Source organism: Azospirillum formosense, from assembly GCF_040500525.1.
In the GTDB taxonomy this organism is placed as follows: domain Bacteria; phylum Pseudomonadota; class Alphaproteobacteria; order Azospirillales; family Azospirillaceae; genus Azospirillum; species Azospirillum formosense_A.
Map to the genome: position 1 here is coordinate 47,326 of NZ_CP159402.1, position 18,880 is coordinate 66,205.

General features: G+C 70.8%; 18 protein-coding genes. 6 read left to right on the top strand and 12 right to left on the bottom strand.

The genetic code is table 11. The features are described 5' to 3' along the window. Positions 1–22: 22 nt before the first annotated feature. From ABVN73_RS00220 to ABVN73_RS00235, 4 genes are read right to left on the bottom strand one after another with little or no spacing between them, the layout of a single operon-like run. A complete protein-coding gene (locus ABVN73_RS00220) occupies positions 23–1,009 on the bottom strand; it encodes a metal ABC transporter permease (protein ID WP_353858406.1) in 987 nt (328 codons plus the stop codon). Continuing rightward, the gene (locus ABVN73_RS00225; protein ID WP_353858407.1) at positions 1,006–2,199 is read right to left on the bottom strand and encodes a metal ABC transporter permease; all 1,194 of its coding nucleotides are present in this window, start codon (positions 2,197–2,199) and stop codon (positions 1,006–1,008) included. The genes ABVN73_RS00220 and ABVN73_RS00225 overlap by 4 nt, the downstream gene beginning before the upstream one ends. After that, complete coding sequence (locus ABVN73_RS00230) at positions 2,196–3,005, bottom strand: ABC transporter ATP-binding protein (RefSeq protein ID WP_353858408.1); 810 nt, start codon at positions 3,003–3,005, stop codon at positions 2,196–2,198. Before ABVN73_RS00230 ends, ABVN73_RS00225 begins: the two co-directional genes overlap by 4 nt. Positions 3,006–3,027: 22 nt before the next feature. After that, positions 3,028–3,984, bottom strand: coding sequence for a zinc ABC transporter substrate-binding protein (locus ABVN73_RS00235; protein WP_353858409.1), 957 nt, complete (start codon positions 3,982–3,984; stop codon positions 3,028–3,030). Between the two features lie 225 nt (positions 3,985–4,209). Here ABVN73_RS00235 and ABVN73_RS00240 point away from each other — a divergent pair, with 225 nt between their 5' ends. Next, complete coding sequence (locus tag ABVN73_RS00240; RefSeq protein ID WP_353858410.1) at positions 4,210–4,953, top strand: SAM-dependent chlorinase/fluorinase; 744 nt, start codon at positions 4,210–4,212, stop codon at positions 4,951–4,953. Here ABVN73_RS00240 and ABVN73_RS00245 read toward each other — a convergent pair. The 4 genes from ABVN73_RS00245 to ABVN73_RS00260 all read right to left on the bottom strand — a co-directional run bounded on the left by ABVN73_RS00245 (position 4,948) and on the right by ABVN73_RS00260 (position 7,153). Further along, complete coding sequence (locus ABVN73_RS00245; RefSeq protein ID WP_353858411.1) at positions 4,948–5,346, bottom strand: response regulator; 399 nt, start codon at positions 5,344–5,346, stop codon at positions 4,948–4,950. The two genes, ABVN73_RS00240 and ABVN73_RS00245, sit on opposite strands and share 6 nt — an antisense overlap. Before the next feature lie 126 nt (positions 5,347–5,472). After that, positions 5,473–6,156: an HAD family hydrolase gene (locus ABVN73_RS00250; protein WP_353858412.1), complete on the bottom strand. Its 684-nt coding sequence runs from the start codon at positions 6,154–6,156 to the stop codon at positions 5,473–5,475. 157 nt (positions 6,157–6,313) lie between these two features. Then, complete coding sequence (locus ABVN73_RS00255; RefSeq protein ID WP_353858413.1) at positions 6,314–6,556, bottom strand: hypothetical protein; 243 nt, start codon at positions 6,554–6,556, stop codon at positions 6,314–6,316. Positions 6,557–6,718: 162 nt separating this feature from the next. Continuing rightward, positions 6,719–7,153, bottom strand: coding sequence for a Fur family transcriptional regulator (locus ABVN73_RS00260; protein ID WP_353858414.1), 435 nt, complete (start codon positions 7,151–7,153; stop codon positions 6,719–6,721). Positions 7,154–7,346: 193 nt separating this feature from the next. On the opposite strand from ABVN73_RS00260, the gene ABVN73_RS00265 reads away from it, so the two are divergent. After that, positions 7,347–8,303, top strand: coding sequence for a transglutaminase family protein (locus ABVN73_RS00265; protein WP_353858415.1), 957 nt, complete (start codon positions 7,347–7,349; stop codon positions 8,301–8,303). 103 nt (positions 8,304–8,406) lie between these two features. Continuing rightward, on the top strand, positions 8,407–9,600 hold the full coding sequence (locus ABVN73_RS00270; protein ID WP_353858416.1) for an ATP-binding protein: 1,194 nt from the start codon (positions 8,407–8,409) through the stop codon (positions 9,598–9,600). Between the two features lie 99 nt (positions 9,601–9,699). On the opposite strand, the gene htpG is transcribed toward ABVN73_RS00270, so the two are convergent. Together htpG and ABVN73_RS00280 are read right to left on the bottom strand one after the other, a co-directional pair. Beyond that, positions 9,700–11,601 carry a molecular chaperone HtpG gene (gene htpG / locus ABVN73_RS00275; protein ID WP_353858417.1) on the bottom strand — a complete coding sequence of 634 codons (1,902 nt, stop codon included), beginning with the start codon at positions 11,599–11,601 and terminating at the stop codon, positions 9,700–9,702. 273 nt (positions 11,602–11,874) lie between these two features. Then, the gene (locus ABVN73_RS00280) at positions 11,875–13,527 is read right to left on the bottom strand and encodes a hypothetical protein (RefSeq protein ID WP_353858418.1); all 1,653 of its coding nucleotides are present in this window, start codon (positions 13,525–13,527) and stop codon (positions 11,875–11,877) included. 172 nt (positions 13,528–13,699) lie between these two features. Between ABVN73_RS00280 and ABVN73_RS00285 the strand changes: the two genes are divergently transcribed. The 3 genes from ABVN73_RS00285 to ABVN73_RS00295 all read left to right on the top strand — a co-directional run bounded on the left by ABVN73_RS00285 (position 13,700) and on the right by ABVN73_RS00295 (position 17,611). Beyond that, positions 13,700–16,213: a helicase-related protein gene (locus tag ABVN73_RS00285; RefSeq protein ID WP_353858419.1), complete on the top strand. Its 2,514-nt coding sequence runs from the start codon at positions 13,700–13,702 to the stop codon at positions 16,211–16,213. 106 nt (positions 16,214–16,319) lie between these two features. Then, a complete protein-coding gene (locus ABVN73_RS00290; RefSeq protein WP_353858420.1) occupies positions 16,320–16,757 on the top strand; it encodes an RNA-binding S4 domain-containing protein in 438 nt (145 codons plus the stop codon). A gap of 122 nt (positions 16,758–16,879) precedes the next feature. Next, entirely contained in the window at positions 16,880–17,611 is a 732-nt protein-coding gene (locus ABVN73_RS00295; RefSeq protein WP_145701400.1) for a TerC family protein, read from the top strand. A 73-nt stretch (positions 17,612–17,684) separates the two neighbouring features. Here the strand turns inward: ABVN73_RS00295 and ABVN73_RS00300 are convergent, their stop codons facing one another. Together ABVN73_RS00300 and ABVN73_RS00305 are read right to left on the bottom strand one after the other, a co-directional pair. Then, entirely contained in the window at positions 17,685–18,116 is a 432-nt protein-coding gene (locus ABVN73_RS00300; RefSeq protein WP_353858421.1) for a CBS domain-containing protein, read from the bottom strand. Positions 18,117–18,265: 149 nt separating this feature from the next. Then, positions 18,266–18,880 carry a DUF938 domain-containing protein gene (locus ABVN73_RS00305; RefSeq protein ID WP_353858422.1) on the bottom strand — a complete coding sequence of 205 codons (615 nt, stop codon included), beginning with the start codon at positions 18,878–18,880 and terminating at the stop codon, positions 18,266–18,268.

Here is an 18,880-nt window from a genome sequence, read left to right on the forward strand (position 1 = left end):
CGCATGGGACGAGGCGAAAACGTTACGGCTTTTGCGCCTCCGGAGCAACGAATCTGGGGGCGGCGCGCAGCCGGCCGACGGCGCGGCGCCGGCCCAGCAGGCCGTGGCGCGGCCCGAACAGGACGGCCAGCGCCAGGATCAGGCCGGACGCCACCGCGATCATCCCCGCCGCGTTCAGCGAGTGGGAGACCCCGAGCAGCATCGGCCCGAAGGCCGCGGCGCCGTAGCCCACCAGCGCCGCCAGCACCCCCAGCGCGACGCTGAGCAGGATCTGCGCGGCCAGCCGGTCGGTCAGCAGGCGGGCGGCGGCGGGCGGGGCGATCAGCATGGCGATGACCAGGATGGAGCCCACCGCCTCGAAGGCGGCGATCGCCGTGGCGGCGACCAGAAGCACCACCCCGTAATGGAACAGCCCCGCCGGGATGCCCAGCGTGGAGGCCAGCGCCGGGTCGAAGGTGGTGATCTTCAGCTCCTTGTAGAACAGGCCGACCAGGGCGACGCAGAGCGCGAAGACGGCGGCGAGCGTCAGCACCTCCCGCGGCAGGGCGGCCCACACCGCCGGGTCGGCCAGAGACGCCCAGCCCTTGGGGGCCAGCCACAGGATGGTCTCCAGCTGGCCGTAGAGCACGCAGTCGGCGTCGAGGTCGACGCCGGCGGCCGACGCCTGCTCGATCATCACCACCCCGGCGGCGAACATCACCGTGAAGACCACGCCCATGGCGGCGCCGGACTCCAGCCGGCCCAGCCGCCGCACCACCTCGATCAGCAGGCCGGCCAGCGCCGCAGCGGCCAGCGCGCCGAGCATCATCGGCAGCGTCTCCCGCGTGCCGGCGACCAGGAAGCCGCCGACGATGCCGGGCAGGATGGCGTGGCTGACCGCGTCGCCCATCATCCCCTGGCGCCGCAGCACCAGGAAATTGCCGACCAGCGCGCAGGCGGCGCAGGCCAGAACCGCGGCGAGCAGGGCGGGGGCGTCGATCTGCAGGAATTCCTGGACGTCGGGCATCATGACGGGGCGCTCCGCTCCTCCAGCAGCCGGACCATGTCGCCGGGCAGCACCGAGTCGATGGGGTCCACGCCCCAGTTGGCGTGGGCGGGCAGCAGGGCCGGGTAATCGGCCAGGAACCGCTCCCACAGGCGGCGGTCGCGCGCCGCCGCGCGGGCGGCGGCCTGCCCGGCGGGGGTCAGGGCGCCGTCGCGGGTGTGGCCGCGCAGGCGCAACCAGAGCGCCGGGGCGCCTTCCACCGGCCGACCGTCCAGAAGCTCGGTCAGGGCGCGCCGCTCCGCGAAGCTCAGGCGCAGCCGCCCCTGGCGCAGCGCGGCGGCGACCAGCCCGCGCGCCGGGGCGAAGAGGAAGCTGAGGAGGAAGAAGCCCCCGGCGACCAGGACGATCACCGCCCCGGCCGGCAGCTTGGGCAGCAGGGCGGACAGGGTGGCGCCCAGCCAGCCGGACAGCGCGCCGATCACCGCCGCGATCAACGTCAGGGCGGGCAGGCGGTCGGTCCAGAAGCGCGCCGCGGCGGGCGGGATGATGAGAAGCGCCACCACCAGGATCAGACCCACCGTCTGGAGCCCGATCACCGTCACCAGAGTCGCCAGCCCCATCAGCACGAGGTCGAGCGCCCCCACCGGCCAGCCCTGCACGGCGGCGAAGCCGGGATCGAAGGCCAGCACCCGCAATTCCTTGAACAGCAGGGCGACGGCCAGCGCCGCCCCGGCGGCCAGCAGCCCGATGGCGATGGCCTCGCCCTGCGCCATGGCGGCGGTCTGGCCCAGGATGAAGGTCTTCAGCCCGGCCTGCCCGCCCAGCTCCAGATTCTGGATGACGCTGAGCAGCACGACGCCCAGCCCGAAGAAGACCGACAGCACCGCGCCGATCGCCGAATCCTCGGTCAGACGGGTGAAGCGGGACAGGACCTGCACGGTCAGCAGCCCGACCACCCCGCTGGCCACCGCCCCGGCCAGCAGCAGCGGCAGCGAGCGTTCCGGCAGGCCGAGCGCCGCCCCGACCAGGAAGGCGACGGCGATGCCGGGCAGAGTGGCGTGGCTCAGCGCGTCGCTGACCAGGGCGCGGCGGCGCAGCAGCAGGAAGGTGCCGACCGTCCCGCCGGCCAGCCCCAGCGCGGCGGTCCCGGCGACCACCACGGCGCTGTTGAAGCCGGACTGGAAGGTCAGGATGCGCAGGGCCTCGTCCATCATGACGCCTCCGCCCCCAATGCCGCCGGGGCCGGCATGGGCCGCCCACCGTAGGTGCGGGACAGCAGGTCGGGCGTCATCACCCGCGCGACCGGCCCCTGGGCGACCACCCGTGTGTTGAGCAGCAGGGCGTGGTCGAAATAGTCGCTGACCGTCTGCAGGTCGTGGTGCACGCAGATCACCGTCCGCCCGGCGGCGTCGAGGTCGCGCAGCACCTGGAGCACCGCGCGCTCCGTCGCCGCGTCCACCCCGGCGAAGGGCTCGTCCATGAAATAGAGCTGCGCCTCCTGGGCGAGCGCGCGGGCCAGGAAGACGCGCTGCTGCTGGCCGCCCGACAGCTGGCCGATCTGGCGCTTGGCGAAGTCGGCCATGCCCACCCGCTCCAGTGCGTGCAGAGCCGCCTCCTTGTGGGCACGGGTGACCGGGCGGAACCAGCCGATCTTCCCGTAGCGGCCCATCGCCACCACGTCGAGCGCCGAGACGGGGAAGTCCCAGTCCACGCTCTCCCGCTGCGGCACATAGCCGATCAGGCGGCGCTGCTTGGCGATCGGGCGTCCGAACACCTCGACCGTGCCCGACACCCGCGGGACCAGCCCCAGGCACGCCTTGATGAGGGTCGACTTGCCCGCCCCGTTCGGCCCGACCACGGCGATCAGCCCGCCGGAGGGCGCGGCGTAGTCGACGTTCCACAGCACCGGCCGGCGGTGGTAGGCGACGGTCAGGCCGCGGATCTCCAGGGGCGACGGCCCGATGGGCGAGGCCTCCTCGGGGGCGGTGCGGCTGCCGGGGGTGCGCCAGAGATACTGCATGGTCCGTTCCTCCTCCGCCGCGTCAGCGCTGCGCCAGGGCGAGCTTGCCCTGGAAGCCGTCGGCCGGCGCCTCGCCGCCCAGCGCGCGGGCGATGGTCGTCACATTGTGGTCGATCATGCCGATGTAGGTGCCTTCGTAGCTGCCCGGCGCGCCCATGGCGTCGGAGAACAGGGCGCCGCCCAGCGTCACGCGGTGGCCGCGCGCGCCCGCCCCCTCGACCAGGGCGCGGACGTTGCGGTCCGACACGCTGGTTTCCGGAAAGACCGCCGGCACGCCGCGATCCGCCAGCAACGCGGCCAGTTCCTCGATGATCCGCAGGCCGGCTTCCGATTCCGTGCTGATCCCCTGGATGCCGCGCACCTCGATCCCGTAGGCGCGGCCCAGATAGTTGAACGCGTCGTGGGCGGTGACCAGCACGCGGGCCTTGCCGGGGATCGAGGACAGGATGCGCCGGGCGTACGCGTCGAGCCGCGCCAGTTCCGCCCCGTACGCGTCGGCATTGCGGGCGTACGCCTCCGCCCCCGCCGGGTCGAGCCGGGCCAGCCCGTCGCGGATGGACGGCAGGGTGCTCGCCCAGATTCCCACATCCATCCAGATGTGCGGGTCGTGGGCGCCCTCGAACTCCGGCGGGCTGAGCAGCCGCTCCCTGGGCACCGCTTCGCCCAGCGCCACCACCGGCTTGCCGGACTCGCGCAGCCGGTCGAAGGCGGCGGTCATCTTGCCCTCCAGATGCAGGCCGCTGATGAACACCGCGTCGGCCCGCAGCAGCTTCACCGTGTCGGAGCGGGTGGGCTTGAACAGGTGGGGATCGACGCCTTCGCCCATCAGCGCCTCCACCTCCGCCCGGTCGCCGGCCACCGCCCGCACGAGGTCGGCGACCATCCCGGTGGTGGCGACGATCTTCGGGTGCTCGCCCTGCGGCCGTTCGCCCTCGGCCCGCGCCGCTCCCGGCAGCAGCAAGGCGGCGGCCAAGCCCATGACGGCGATAAACTTCGTCAGGCTCTTCGTCGCGACGGTATTTGAACATATGTTCATATTCACTGCTCTCGACAAAGATCGGCAATGTTAGGGCGGTCGGACCAAGTAAACGGGGCGGAATGCATTTGCGTTCCACGAATATATGAACCGCCTCTCCGGCCTTGCAAGGCGGCTCGTGACGATCCGTGTCTTACCGAATGGGGTGGAGTGCGCTACAGTGGAGGAATGATCGTGCTCTTTACGGATTTCGGGCTGTCCGGTCCCTACACCGGGCAGATGAAGGCGGTGCTGGCGCGGATGGCGCCTGGCCTGCCGGTCATCGACCTGTTCGCCGACGCGCCCGCCTTCGACCCGCAGCTGTCGGCCTATCTGCTGGCCGCCTACGCTCCGGAATTCCCGGCGGACAGCGTCTTTCTCTGCGTGGTGGACCCCGGAGTCGGGACCGACCGCCGCCCGCTGGTGGTGGAGGCCGACGGGCGCCGCTTCGTCGGGCCGGACAACGGCCTGTTCGAGCTGCTGCGGCGCCGCGCCGGGTCGGTGCGCGCCTGGAGCATCGGCTGGCGGCCCGAGCGGCTGTCGGCCAGCTTCCACGGGCGGGACCTGTTCGCCCCGGTGGCGGCCAGCCTCGCCATGGGGAACCCGGTCGCGCTGGAGCCCGTCGATCCGGCCGGCCTCGCGCGGCCCGACTGGCCGGACGACTTGGCGCGGATCGTCTATGTGGATGTCTACGGCAACGCCATGACCGGCCTGCGCGCCGACCGGCTGCCGGAGAACGCGGTGCTGCGGGCCGGCGGGCGCACGGTGCGCCGCGGCCGGACCTTCGCCGACGTCCCGGTGGGGGAGGCGTTGTGGTACGCGAACTCCAGCGGTCTGGCGGAGATCGCCGTCAACCAGGGCCGCGCCGACCGCGATGCCGGACGCGGCTTGGGCGGGCTTGCCGTGGGGATGCCGGTGGAGGTCGTCCTATAGCCCGTCCAGGCAGCGGTCGAGCAGCGCCAGATCCACGGGGCGGGCCAGCACGGTGACCGGGCTGTTGCCCGGCTGGGCGTCCAATTCGGCGTCCGGCGCGCCGGCGGTCAGGATGATCCGGGTGTGCGGGTAGAGCATGCAGGCCAGCGCCGCGGCCCGGTCCCCCTCGTCCTCCGGCCGGCGGCGGTGAAGCAGGGCGACGGCGGGACCCTCCGCCCCGATCAGGCCCAGCGCCTCGAAGCCGCCGGACACCGTGAACACCGCGAAGCCGCGCTCGGCCAGATGGCGGGCCAGCGCGTCCCGCTGGCCGGGATCGTCGTCGGCGATGACGGCGCGGCGGCCCCCCTCGCCGGGCGGGCGGATGTCGGCGTCGATGGAAAAGCCGGTCGTCATGGGGAATCACCACGGGCTTCCCTGAATCTCAGGGGGCTTTCTACGCCACGCGGAAGTCGGTTGCAAATCCCCGTGGGCGGCACGCGTCGTCCGATCATCGGATATCGGCGCCAGTGTATCCTGGCGTCAGCGGATCTTGACCACGGTGGGGCGGTCGACGATCGACAGCATGGGCAGGTCGCTGGGCCGGTTGCCGTAACCCCAGGTCTCCCCGAAGGGGCCGTTGGCGGCGATCCAGCCGCGCACCCGCTCCAGCTTGTCGAGCCGCACGCAATTGCCGGTGCACAGCCGCCCGGTCAGGGCGCCGTCCTCCACCTCCATCCCGGTGGCGAGCAGATCGTCGACCCCGAGTCCGCGCAGCAGGGCGGGCATGTAGATGTCGAGCGCCCCGGTGGCGACGACCACCCGGCGCCCCTCGCGCCGGTGCATCTTCAGGGTTTCGACCAGCGGGGCGTGCCAGCGGATGCGGTGGACCAGCCGTTCCGCGGCGGCCAGCGCGTCGGCCACCGGAACGCCGCGCAGCGTCCGGCGCAGCAGGATGGTCTTGACCGACCCCGGAAAATCCACCCCCGGCCCGCGCCCGCGCGCGTGGCGGTGCAGGCCGGAGCGCAGGGCGTCCAGGAAGGCCAGACGGGCGCGGTTGCGCCCGATGACCTCGCCGATGAACATCAGCAGGCTGTCGCCGTGGATCAGCGTCCCGTCGAAGTCGAAGAAGGCCACCCCCGGCGCGATGGACGCGAGAGGGCCGGGGCCGCCGGTGGAGAGGCCGGTGGCGAGGGCGTCGGGAAGAGGGGTGGCGATGGTCTGCATGCGCCCTTATCCGGCGGAACGCGCCGCGTCACAAGCCAAATGCGTTCCGCGGAGCCCTTGGCGGCAACTGGCTGCGAGCGCTCCCGGCGGATGCCATCCCCATCCGCCGGGAGCCGGCGGGTGAGGCGGTGTGCATCGAAGCGAACGGCGGTTCGCCTCAATGCAGCGACGGGCTGGGGGAATCGTCCGGGTCCTCCGCCTCGATCAGCAGCTCGCCCGCGGCGATCTCTCCGGCGCATTCCTCCAGCCCGGCCTTGACGGCGATCAGGAGGTTGATGATCTCGCCGTTGTCCTGCTCCAGGATGCGCAGGCGCTCCTCCAGCTTGTCCAGACGGCGGGTGACGCTGTCGGTCAGCCGGTCGAGGCGGGCGAGAACCGGGTCGTTGTTCGTGTCGTCCATGGCGGCGGTTGGTCCGTCGATGATTTGTGTGCGTTCCTGAAGCTAGGACCACGCACCGCCTCTGGACAGACCCGCGCCCGGCGCAACCCGCAATTGATGGGATTATCGTCCGGATGGTGCCCGGCGAGTCCCAAAGGACTCACGAACGGGCACGCCCGGGCGTTACTCCTCCTCCGATGTGGTGGTGCGGCGGCTCAGCGGAACACCATACAATTCGAGCCTATGGCCGAGCAGTTCATAGCCCAATTCGCGGGCTATGACTTCCTTCAGCCGTTCGAGATCTTCATTCTGGAACTCCACCACCTTTCCGGATTCGAGGTCGATCAGGTGGTGATGGTGTTCCGACCCGGCTTCCTCGTAGCGGGCGCGGCCGTCGCCGAAGTCCAGCCGGTCGATGACGTTGGCGTCCTCGAACAGGCGCATCGTCCGGTAGACGGTGGCGATGGAGATGCGCGGGTCGATGGTGGACGCCCGGCGGTGCACCTCCTCCACATCGGGATGGTCGGCGGCCTCCGACAGCACGCGCGAGATCACGCGGCGCTGGTCGGTCATCTTCAGCCCTTTCTCGATGCAGAGCTGTTCGAGGCGCGAAGGCATGGAAGTCCCCTTGTTGTCGTCTCATTGGCGCGCGCGGTTCAGCCCTGTACGGCTTGGCACCTGTGGCCCTGGCCGCGCGTTGGCCGCCGTCCCTCCCCGGCACGGCCACCCAAAAGCCCGAGCACCATACTGTGATTCGGAACCATTCACAAACGCCGACGTTTGGTGTCGGCTTACGGAAAGGGCGCGCGCCATGATGACCCTGGACATCCACCACACCACCACCTACCGCTACGCCAACCCGGTGACCTTCGGCGACCATCGCCTGATGTTCCGGCCCCGCGACAGCCACGATCTGCGGTTGATCGAGACGGGTCTGGTGATCAGCCCGCCGCCGGCCTCCGTGCGCTGGCTCCACGATGTCTTCGGCAACTCCATCGCGGTGGCGAGCTTCGACCAGCCGGCGACGGAGCTGCGCTTCGAAAGCCACATCCGGGTCGATCACTACCCGATGGGCGAGCTGGAATTTCCCATCGAGGACTACGCGCGCTCCTATCCCTTCAGCTACTCCGCGGAGGAGGTGCCGGATCTGGCGCTGACCACCCAGCGGCACTACCCGGACCCCGACCATCTGGTGGACGAATGGGCGCGGCAATTCGTGACGCTGGGCGAGGGCGGGCCGCCCGACACGCAGGACATGCTGGTGTCGATGACCCGCGCCATCAAGGACACCTTCACCTATCAGGCCCGGGATCTGGAAGGCACCCAGAGCCCGGTCGACACCCTGACGCTGAAGAGCGGCTCCTGCCGCGACTTCGCGCTCCTGATGATGGAGGCGGTGCGCTCGCTGGGCTTCGCGGCGCGCTTCGTGTCGGGCTACCTCTACGATCCCGCGCGGGATGGGCAGGAGGGGGCGATGACCGGCGGCGGGGCGACCCACGCCTGGGTGGAAATCTATTTGCCGGGCTGCGGCTGGGTGGAGTTCGACCCGACCAACGGCATCATCGGCGGCAAGAACCTGATCCGCGTCGCCGTCGCCCGCGACCCCTCGCAGGCGGTGCCGCTCGGCGGCTCCTGGACCGGGGCGCCGGCCGATTTCCTCGGCATGACGGTGGACGTCCAGGTCACGGCGACCGGTGGAACGGGGGCCGGTGGAACGGGTGCCGGCGGCGCCCCGCAAAATCCGGCGCCGGTGGCCGGGACCGTTTGACGCGGCAACCAATTGCAAACGAACGTCTGACAGAATGGAGGGTCCGGGGCCGTTTCCGTTCCGGACCGACCGTCCCATCCGACAGACGAGGCTGTATCACCCCGTGCTCGATCCCGATCCGACCAGTCCCGCCTCCAGCGGCACGCCGGAAACGGAGGCCGCGCCTGTCCTGGTCGCGGGCCTGCTGGCCGTCCGTGAGCCGTCCGTCGGGCCGGACACGCCCTGCCGCACCCTGCGGGACCGGCTGGCCGCCCAACCCGGTCTGCCGGCGCTCGCCGTGACGGCGGAGGACGGGCGCGTTCTGGGGCTGGTGGACCGCTTGGCGCTGGCGGGGCTGGCCGACCCGGAGGCGCCGGCGCGGACGGCCATGGACCCGGCGCCGCTGCTGGTCGAGGCGGACCTTCCGCTCTGCGAGGTCGCGCGGGGCATCATCCAGGGCAGCCCCGGCGCGCTGGCCTCCGGCTTCGTCGTGCTGGAGAAGGGGCGTTACCTCGGCATCGGATCGGGGGTGGCCCTGCTGGCGCGGACGGACGAGCAGATCATCCAGCGGACCCGCCAGCTCGACGAGGCCCGCCGCGCCGCGGAGCGCGCCAACCGGGCCAAGACCGCCTTCTTCGCCTGCATGAGCCATGAGATCCGCACCCCGCTGAACGCCATGATGGGCTTCGCTGAGCTGCTGGAACAGGAGGTCCTGGGGCCGATCGCCAACCCGCTCTACCGCGACTACGCCCGCGACATCGCGGAAAGCGGCCGTCACCTGATGGATCTCATCAACGACCTGCTCGACCTGTCGAAGGCCGAGGCCGGGCGGCTGGAATTGGCCGAATCCCTGGTGGACGTGCCGCGCGTCGCCATGGGCAGCGCCCGCCTGCTGTCCGACCGCGCCGGTCGGGCCGGGGTCGGCATCGACACGGAGCTGCCGGCCGACCTGCCGCCGCTGCGCGCCGACGAGCGCAAGCTGCGGCAGATGCTGCTGAACCTGCTGTCCAACGCGGTGAAGTTCACGCCGCCCGACGGTGTGGTCACCCTGAACGGGCGCGTGGCGGCGGACGGGACGCTGTGCCTGTCGGTGCACGACACCGGCATCGGCATGACCGCCGACGAGCTGGAAAAGGCGCTGGAGCCCTGGGGCCAAATCGACAGCGCGCTGGGCCGCAACCACATCGGCACCGGCCTCGGCCTGCCCCTGACCAAGCGGCTGGTGGAGCTTCACGGGGGAAGGCTGGACATCGACACCGCCCCCGACCGCGGCACCACCATGACGCTGGTCTTCCCGGCGGAGCGGGTGGGCGGGTAGCGTTGCCCCCACCCCGGCCCTCCCCCGCTTCGCAGGGGAGGGAGAAAAGTCCCCTCCCCTGCGCTAGCGGGGGAGGGTTAGGGAGGGGGCAACGGGGCCTTACGCCAGCCCCTTCTCCATCGCGCTCGCGAGACGGCGGGCGAAGGCGGCGGGGTCGGGCAGGGCTTCGCCTTCCACGATGCGCGCCTGGTCGAGCAGCAGCCACGCCGCGTCGTCCAGCGAGGTCGCCGCGCCGCTCGCCTTGGCGCGCTCGGCGAGGCGCTTGATCAGCGGGTGGGCGGGGTTGACCTCCAGGATGCGCTTGGCCGCCGGGGCGTCCATGCCGAGCTGCTTGTGCTGCTTCAGCAGGCGCTCCAGATGCATGTCCATGTCGTTCTCGTCGGCGACGAGGCAGACGGCGCTGTCGGTCAGGCGCTCCGACGGGCGGACGTCCTTGACGGCGTCCTGGAGCGTCAGCTTCAGCAGGGCCAGCAGGTCGGTCAGCTCGCCTTCGGAGGCCTTCTCCTCGGCGGGCTTCTCCTCGCCGCCCTGGATCTTGCCGAGGTCGGCGCCGCCGCGGGTCACCGACTTGAAGGGCTTATCCTGGAAGCTGCCGACCGACGGCACCCAGAACTCGTCCACCGGGTCGGTCAGCAGAAGCACCTCCACGCCCTTGGCCTTGAAGCCTTCGAGCTGCGGGCTGCGCTTCAGCGTCTCGATGTCGTCGCCGCTGATGGTGAAGATGGCCTCCTGGCCCTCCTTCATGCGACCCAGATACTCCTCCAGCGAGACCAGACCGTCACCGGCGGTGCTGCGGAAGCGCATCAGCTTCAGCAGATCGTCCCGGTGCTCGTAGTCGTCGTAGAGGCCTTCCTTGAGGACGGCGCCGAAATTCTCCCAGAAGGCCGCGTATTCCTCCGCCTTCTCGGTGTCGCGGGCCTTCTTGCCCAGCTCCGACAGGACGCGGCGGGTGATGCCGGCGCGGATCTTGGCCAGCATCGGGTTGTGCTGGAGCATCTCGCGGCTGATGTTCAGCGGCAGGTCCTCGCTGTCCACCACGCCGCGCAGGAAGCGCAGGTAGGGCGGCAGCAGCCCTTCCGCCGAATCGGTGATGAAGACGCGCTTGACGTACAGCTTCACCCGGTGGGCGCGCTTGGGGTCGAACAGGTCGAACGGCTTGGAGGACGGCACGAACAGCAGGTTCGTGTATTCGATGGCGCCCTCGGCCCGCCAGTGCAGGGTCAGCCACGGATCGTCGAAGGCGTGCCCGACATGGTGGTAGAACTCCGTGTACTGCTCCGCCGTGATCTCGTTCTTGGAGCGCATCCACAGGGCCGACGCGCTGTTCAGCGACTTGGCGTCCTCGCCCTCCCCGAAGAGGATCGGGATGGCGATGTGGTCGGAGTATTTGCGGACGATGGCGGAGAGGCGGTGCTCCTCCAGATACTCGTCGTCGCCCTCGCGCAGGTGCAGCCGGATCTGCGTGCCGCGCGGCAGGTCGGCCACGTCGGAGATGGTGAACTCGCCCTTGCCGTCCGACAGCCAGCGCCAGCCCTGAGTCTCGCCCGCTTTGCGGGTCAGCACCTCCACCCGGTCGGCGACCATGAAGGCGGAGTAGAAGCCGACGCCGAACTGGCCGATCAGGTTGACGTCCTTCTTGGCGTCGCCCTCCTTGGCCCCGTCCTTGGCGTTCTCCTTCAGGTTGCGCATGAAGGCGGCGGTGCCGGAGCGCGCGATGGTGCCGAGGTTCTCGACCAGATCCTCGCGGTTCATGCCGATGCCGTTGTCGGCCACGGTGAGGGTCCGCGCCTCCTTGTCCACGATCAGCCGGACCTTCAGGTTCGGGTCGTCGGCGGACAGTTCGGGCTGCGTCAGCGCGGCGTAGCGCAGCCGGTCGCAGGCGTCGGAGGCGTTGGAGACCAGCTCGCGCAGGAAGACTTCCTTCTCGCTGTAGAGCGAGTGCGCGACGATGTCGAGCAGGCGGCTGACCTCGGCCTGGAAGCTGAGCCGTTCCTCGGTCATGGTGTCATCCTTGATCGTTCTTGTTGGTGATGGGCTTGCCGATGGGTCCGAAGGACGGCGCAGATATGTGCGAGCGCGCCGCTCCATGCAAGAGCGATGGGCTGGCGTCGTGCGGGAGTTTCGCAACCGGAGTGGTGGGTTTGGGGGAGTATTGCCCCCTCCCTGACCCTCCCCCGCTAACGCAGGGGAGGGGATGAACTCCCTCTCCTGCGCAGCGGGGGAGGGAAGGGGCCCGCGAAGCGGGAAGGGTGGGGGCAACCCGCCCCCAAAGCCTCAGCGCTTCTTGCCCAGGGTCGGTTCCGGCTCCGGCTCCAGCGCCGGCTGGCCCATGCCCATCAGCGCGCTCATGTCCGCCCCGTTCAGCAGGAACTGGCCGGTGTCGGTCACGTCGATCTTGTAGCTGCGCACGTCGTTGCCGGCGTCGTCCTTGGACGCCTGCCCGAAGGCCTGGAGCATGGCGATCACGCCCAGCGCGTTCTGGGTGCTCTCGTCGGCCTTCTTGCCCGGCTTGGGCTGCATCGCCTTGGTCGCCGCGTCCAGCCCGCGCAGCAGCACGGTGCTGCTGCCCACCGCGCCGAAGGCGGAGTTGGCGGCCATGCGCATGGCGCCCGTCATGGTGCCGGAGGCCGCCGGGGTGTTGACGACGAAGCGGTCGATGCGCAGCTCCGTCCCGACCTCGGCCATGGCGCCCATCAGCCGGTTGCCGATGGCGGCCACCGCCGCCTCGTCGGTCCCGTCGTCGGCCCCTTCGTCCGGCAGGGCGGCTTCCTCCTCGCCCTCACCCTCTTCCTTATCCTCCTCACCGGCGGCGGCCTGGGATTCGGCGAGCGTGGCGAGGTCGGCGAAGGCCCGCCACAGCGAGGCGGTCGGCAGCTTCGCGGTGCTGATCTGGATGTCCAGCTTGTCCGGCATGAAGGCCTTCGGGGCCACCTCCGGCTCCAGCGTCAGGCCGCTGGACTCGATCCCGAAGGTGGTGGAGGCCATCGGCTTGTCCAGGTCCTCGGCGCTGCCGCGCAGGACGAGCTGGCCGAGGGCGAGGCGGGTGCCGTCCTCCGGGTTCAGGGCGGTCAGTCCGGACAGGCGGACGCGCCCGCTGGCGCCGCCCATCAGGTTCTGCATCAGCGGGATCAGCTCCGCCGCCGGCGGCTGGGTGCCGGCCAGGGCGTGGGTCTGGGTCAGCCGCTGCATGGCGTCGGCGCGGGCGAGGTCGACGCGGGTGTAGGTGCCTTCCATCGTCAGGCCGCCGAGGTTCAGCACCTCTTTCTTCGTCTCGTCGAGGAAGCGCAGGTTGCTGACGGACAGGGCGCCCGGGCCGCTCCACAGCGGGGTGCCGGCGGCGGCGGTGCCGTCCGGTTTCAGCTCCCCGGCGACGGTGATGGCGCCGACGGTCAGGGCGCTCTCGTCCTTCTTGCCCTTCTTGCCCTTGCGGTCGCTGGTGACCGACAGGTCGCCAAGCTCCGCGTCCATGGACAGCGCCGTCTCGTAGGCGCCGGACCACAGGGCGCTGATGCGCTGGCGGCCCAGCTTGACGGTGGCCGACGGCTTGCCGTTGTCGAGGATGGCGACGCGGTCGGGCAAGGTGGCGGTGACGGCGTGGGTGTTGCCGTCCTGGGGTTTCACCGTCAGGTGGATGGTGCCGATGTCGGCGGTGGTGCCGTCGTCCGACACCGCAGTCAGGGCGGGAAGCGCCACCTTGTAATGGTCGCCGGCCGGGGTCGCCACCGGCTCGCCGGTCCAGCGCAGCTCGGTCGCGTCCTCCCCGCTCTTGGGGAACCAGCGGGCCAGCCCGTCCTTCAGCGCGGCGGCGAGCGCCCTGGCCCCATCCTCGGTCACCGGGGGCGCTTCCGCGCGGGCGGCGGCGGGCGGCAGCGCCAGGGTTGCGAGCATCAGCGCGGCGGCGAGCGGACGGGCGGGAAGACGGCGCATGAGGAATCCCTTAGGGTGGAGCGCGCCAGGGTAGACGGGATAACCGGCGCCCGTCCATCGGCCCGAGGTTTTATACCGTTTCCGAAAGAGTTCGGTCCCGGATGGGCGTTGCGGCACGGCACGGCCGCCCTGACGCTTGCATTGCCGGTCCCCAGGCCCAAAACTTACGCTTATGACCTCTGTCCTTTCTTCGTCCGGGGGCGGTCTGGGTGCGGGTGGCCGGGTGGTCGCCGTGCTGGGGCCGACCAACACCGGGAAAACCCATCTCGCCATCGAGCGCATGCTCGGCCACCGGACGGGGATGATCGGCTTTCCGCTGCGCCTGCTGGCCCGCGAGAACTACGACCGCATCGTGTCGATCAAGGGCAGGAACGCCGTCGCCCTGGTGACGGGGGAGGAAAAGATCCTGCCGCCCAGCCCGTCCTACTGGGTGTGCACGGTGGAATCCATGCCGCTCGACCGGGCGGTGGACTTCCTGGCGGTGGACGAGGTGCAGCTCTGCGCCGATCCGGAGCGCGGGCACATCTTCACCGACCGGCTGCTCAACGCGCGCGGGCTGGTCGAGACGATGTTCCTCGGCTCCGACACGGTGCAGCCGCTGATCCGCCGGCTGGTGCCGCGCGCCGAGTTCATCAGTCGGCCGCGCTTCTCGCAGCTGACCTACGCCGGCTACCGCAAGCTGACGCGCCTGCCGCCGCGCTCCTGCGTCGTCGCCTTCTCGGCGACCGACGTCTACGCGCTGGCCGAGATGATCCGGCGCCAGCGCGGCGGCACAGCGGTGGTGCTGGGCGCGCTGTCCCCGCGCACCCGCAACGCCCAGGTCGGGCTCTACCAGGCGGGGGAGGTCGACTATCTGGTGGCGACCGACGCCATCGGCATGGGGCTGAACATGGACGTCGACCATGTCGCCTTCGCCCGCATCGTGAAGTTCGACGGCTTCGCCCCGCGCCGCCTGCGCGCGCCGGAGGTGGCGCAGATCGCCGGGCGCGCCGGGCGGCACATGCGCGACGGCACCTTCGGCACCACCGACGAGGTGGGGGAGCTGGAGGCCGATGTGGTCGACCGCGTCGAGAACCACCAGTTCGAGACGATCAAGACGCTGATGTGGCGCAACAGCAAGCTGCGCTTCGACACGCCGGGCTTCCTGCTGAAGTCGCTGGAGGAGCGCCCGCCGATCCCCGAGCTGCTGCGCGCCCGCGACGCCGACGACCATCTGGCGCTCCAGGCGCTGGTCCGCGACCATGAGGTGATGGATCTCGCCAAGGGCCGCGACAACGTGCGCCTGCTCTGGGAGGTCTGCCAAGTCCCCGACTTCCGCAAGGTGCTGTCGGACGCCCACACCCGGCTGCTCGGGCAGATCTTCCGGCAGCTGCGCACCGGCATCGGGCGGCTGGACGAGGATTGGGCGGCCAAGCAGATCGCCCGGCTCGACCGCACCGAGGGCGACATCGACGCGCTGGTCGCCCGCATCGCCCACATCCGCACCTGGACCTACATCTCCAACCGTCCCTCCTGGCTGACCGACCCGGTGCACTGGCAGGCGCGCACCCGCGCCATCGAGGACAAGCTGTCCGACGCCCTGCACGAGCGGCTGACGCAGCGCTTCATCGACCGCCGCTCGGCCACGCTGGTCCGCACGCTGAAGGACGGGCGGGACCTGATCGGCGGCGTGCGCGCCGACGGCGAGGTGGTGGTGGAGGGCCACCCGGTGGGCCGGCTGGAGGGCTTCCGCTTCGTCCCCGACGCCCCGGAGCGCTCGGAGGAGGCCAAGTCCCTGCTGACCGCCGCCCGCCGCGCGCTGCGCGAGGAGGTGGCGTCCCGCCTGCGCGCTTTCGAGCAGGAGCCGGACGACGTGTTCGCCCTGGGACCGGACGGGGTGCTGACGGCCGACGGGCTGCCGGTGGCCCGGCTCGGCCCCGGCCCGTCGGTGCTGACCCCGGCGGTTCTGCCCTTCGACGAGGGGCTGCTCGACCAGGGTCAACTCGACCGCGTGCGCGTCCGCTTGGAGCGCTGGCTGAAGGACCGCGTCGCCGCCCGGCTGCGCCCCCTGCTGGCGCTGCGCGATGCGACCGATCTGACGGGAACGGCGCGTGGTCTGGCCTTCCAGCTCGTCGAGAACATGGGGGCGATGCCCCGCGCGCCGGTCGCCCCGCTCGTGGATGGGCTGGAGAAGGCCGACCGCAAGGCGCTGTCCCGCCACGGTGTGCGGCTTGGCGTGTCGCATCTCTACCTGACCGCGCTCGCCAAGCCGGGGGCGGTGGAACTGCGCGGGCTGCTGTGGGCGGTGAAGAACCGGCTGACCCTGCCGGTGCCGATCCCGCCGCCGGGCCGCGTCTCGGTGGAGGCCACCGGCGCGCCGCCCGCCTTCTGGGAGGCCATCGGCTACCCGGCGGCGGGGCCGCGGGCGCTGCGGGTGGACATGCTCGACCGGCTGGAGACCGAGCTTCTGACCGCCGCCAAGGAGAACCGGACGGTGGCCGAGCCGGCGCTGGCCCAGATGATCGGCGCCAGGCCGGACGAGCTGGGGGCGGTGATGAAGGGGCTTGGCTACACCCGCTCGGTGGCGGAGGATGGAGCGGTTTCCTGGCGCCGCCGCCGCAACCCGCGCCACAAGCCCCGCCGCGAGGCCCCCGTCAACGCCGACCACCCCTTCGCCAAGCTGCGCCAGCTTTCGGGAATTGGATGAAAATATTTGCTGTTGCCCCCTCCCTAACCCTCCCCCGCCTTCGGCGAGGGAGGGGACTTCGCAAATTTTCCCTCTCCCGCGCAGCGCGGGAGGGTGGGGGTCCCGCATGACCGACCTCGACGACGACGACGATCTCCCCGACTCCGGCTCCGACCCCACCCCGGCGGGCCGGCTGCGGATCGACAAGTGGCTGTGGTTCGCGCGCTTCTTCAAGACGCGCAGCCTCGCGGCGAAGCTGTGCAACGGCGGCGGGGTGCGGGTGTCCGGCACGGTGGTCGGCAAGGCGCATTACGCGGTGAAGCCCGGCGACGTGCTGACCTTCGCCCAGGGGCGGCACATCCGCGTCATCAAGGTGATCGCCCTCGGCAGCCGGCGCGGCCCGGCGCCGGAGGCGCAGGCCCTCTACGAGGACCTCGCCCCGCCGGTGCGCGAGGAGGCGATCCAGGACCCCTACCGCGCGCCGCCGGCCCCGCGTGAGCCCGGCGCCGGGCGCCCGACCAAGCGCGACCGCCGGGCGCTCGACCAGTTGTACGGAGAGGAGTAAGCCGGAACAGCCGGGGAAAGCGGCGGCGAAGCGCGGGCGGGGCCATTGTCATTCGGGCGCCGCAACATCATCTGCGCAAAATAATCCCGCAACGGCCGACTTTTTCGGAGCCCGCCGCCCTCATGCTCGAACTGTTCTCCGACCCGCAGGTCTGGGCCAGCCTCCTGACGCTCACCGCGTTGGAGATCGTGCTCGGCATCGACAACATCATCTTCATTTCGATCATGGCGGCCAAGCTGCCGGTCCACCAGCAGCAGAAGGCCCGGCAGCTCGGTCTGGCGCTGGCGCTTCTGATGCGGCTCGCGCTGCTCGCCTCCATCTCCTGGGTGGCGACCCTGACGGAACCGCTGATCACCGTGCTCGGCATGGGCTTCTCGGGCCGCGACCTGATCCTGCTCGGCGGCGGCCTGTTCCTGCTGGCCAAGGGCACCATCGAGATCCACAACACCGTGGAAGGCCACGAGGAGGACAGCGCCGCCCCCAAGCTCGCCAGCTTCGGCGCGGTGGTCGGGCAGATCATCGTGCTGGACATCGTCTTCTCGCTGGACAGCGTGATCACCGCGGTCGGCATGTCCAACGACCTGCCGGTGATGGTCACCGCCGTCGTCATCGCCATGGCGGTGATGCTGTTCGCCGCTCGCCCGGTGGGCGACTTCGTGAACCGCCACGTCACCGTGAAGATGCTGGCCCTGTCCTTCCTGCTGCTGGTCGGCGTGGCGCTGATCGCCGACGGCTTCGGCTTCCACATCCCGAAGGGCTACCTGTACTTCGCCATCGCCTTCTCGACGCTGGTCGAGGCGCTGAACCTGATGGCCGCCGCCCGCCGCAAACGGAAGAAGGCCGAAGCGCACTGACGCTCCGGCCGTCCTGAACCGGTCTTCCGACGGGCCGCCCCTTCGCCGGGGGCGGCCCGTCCGCTTTTGGGGATCAGGTCCGCATCAGACCGTCGCGGAACTCCACCTCCTCCACCAGATGCTCGTAGGCGAGCTTGAAGAGGTCGCGGATGGAGACGATGCCCACCGCGCGCTTGCCCTGGGTGATCGGCAGGTGGCGGTAGTGCTTGGACTGCATCAGGGTCAGCGCGTCGATGGCGTCCGCGTCCGGCGGCAGGGTGTCCGGGTTGCGGGTCATGATCGCCGACACCTCGGTCTCGAGGGCGTCGATCTGGGTGGAGAGCACCTTGTTGTTCAGGTCGCGCTCGGTGACGATCCCGACGAGGTCGCCGTGGTTCACCACCAGCACGGCGCCGATGTTCTTCTCCGCCATCAGCTTCGACACGGTCAGGACGGAGGTGTCCTCCGTCACCAGGATGAGTTCCTGCGACTTCACCACGTCCGGAACCAGCTTCCGCTTCATCATTTCCCCCAATTTGTAATTTGTTTACAAACTTAAGCGCTGCAGGGAAACAATAGCAAATATCGCGGGTGCAAAACTGCGGCAGAAGACCGCACCCCGATCGGGGTGGTCCGAATTACGGGGAGGTCCGAATTGGAGACCGGACGGGGAGGTCAGCGGCGGCGCAGGACGACGGTCAGGTTGTTGGCGGGCATCTCCACCAGCTCGGCGAGGGCGAAGCCGGCGGCGGCGCGCTCCACCGCGTCGGGGTCGCGCACGCCCCAGGCGGGGTTGCGGGCCTTCAGGTCGGCGTCGAAGGCGGCGTTGCTCGGCGCGCTGTGCCGCCCGCCGCGCATGAAGGGGCCGTAGAGCAGCAGCGGCGCCCTCACCGGCAGAAGGCGGGCGGCTCCGGCGAACAGGCCGAGCGCGGCCTCCCACGGGGCGATGTGGATCATGTTGATGCAGACCACCGCGTCGGCCGCCTCGACCGGCCAATCGGCGGCGGCGGCGTCGAGGTCCAGCGGGTCGCGCAGGTTGGGCAGCGCCGCGGCGGCGGCCCAGGAGCGGACGCTGTCGCGCAGGTCCGGGTCGGGGTCGCTCGGCTGCCACGTCACGCCGGGGAGCGCCGCGGCGAAGGCGGCGGCGTGCTGGCCGGTGCCGCTCGCCACCTCCAGAACCAGGCCTCGCGGCGGCAGGACGCGGCGGAGCACCTCCAGGATGGGGGCGCGGTTGCGCTCCGTCGCGGGGGCGTGGCGGCGGGAGTCTTCGGGGTGCAGCGGATCGAACAT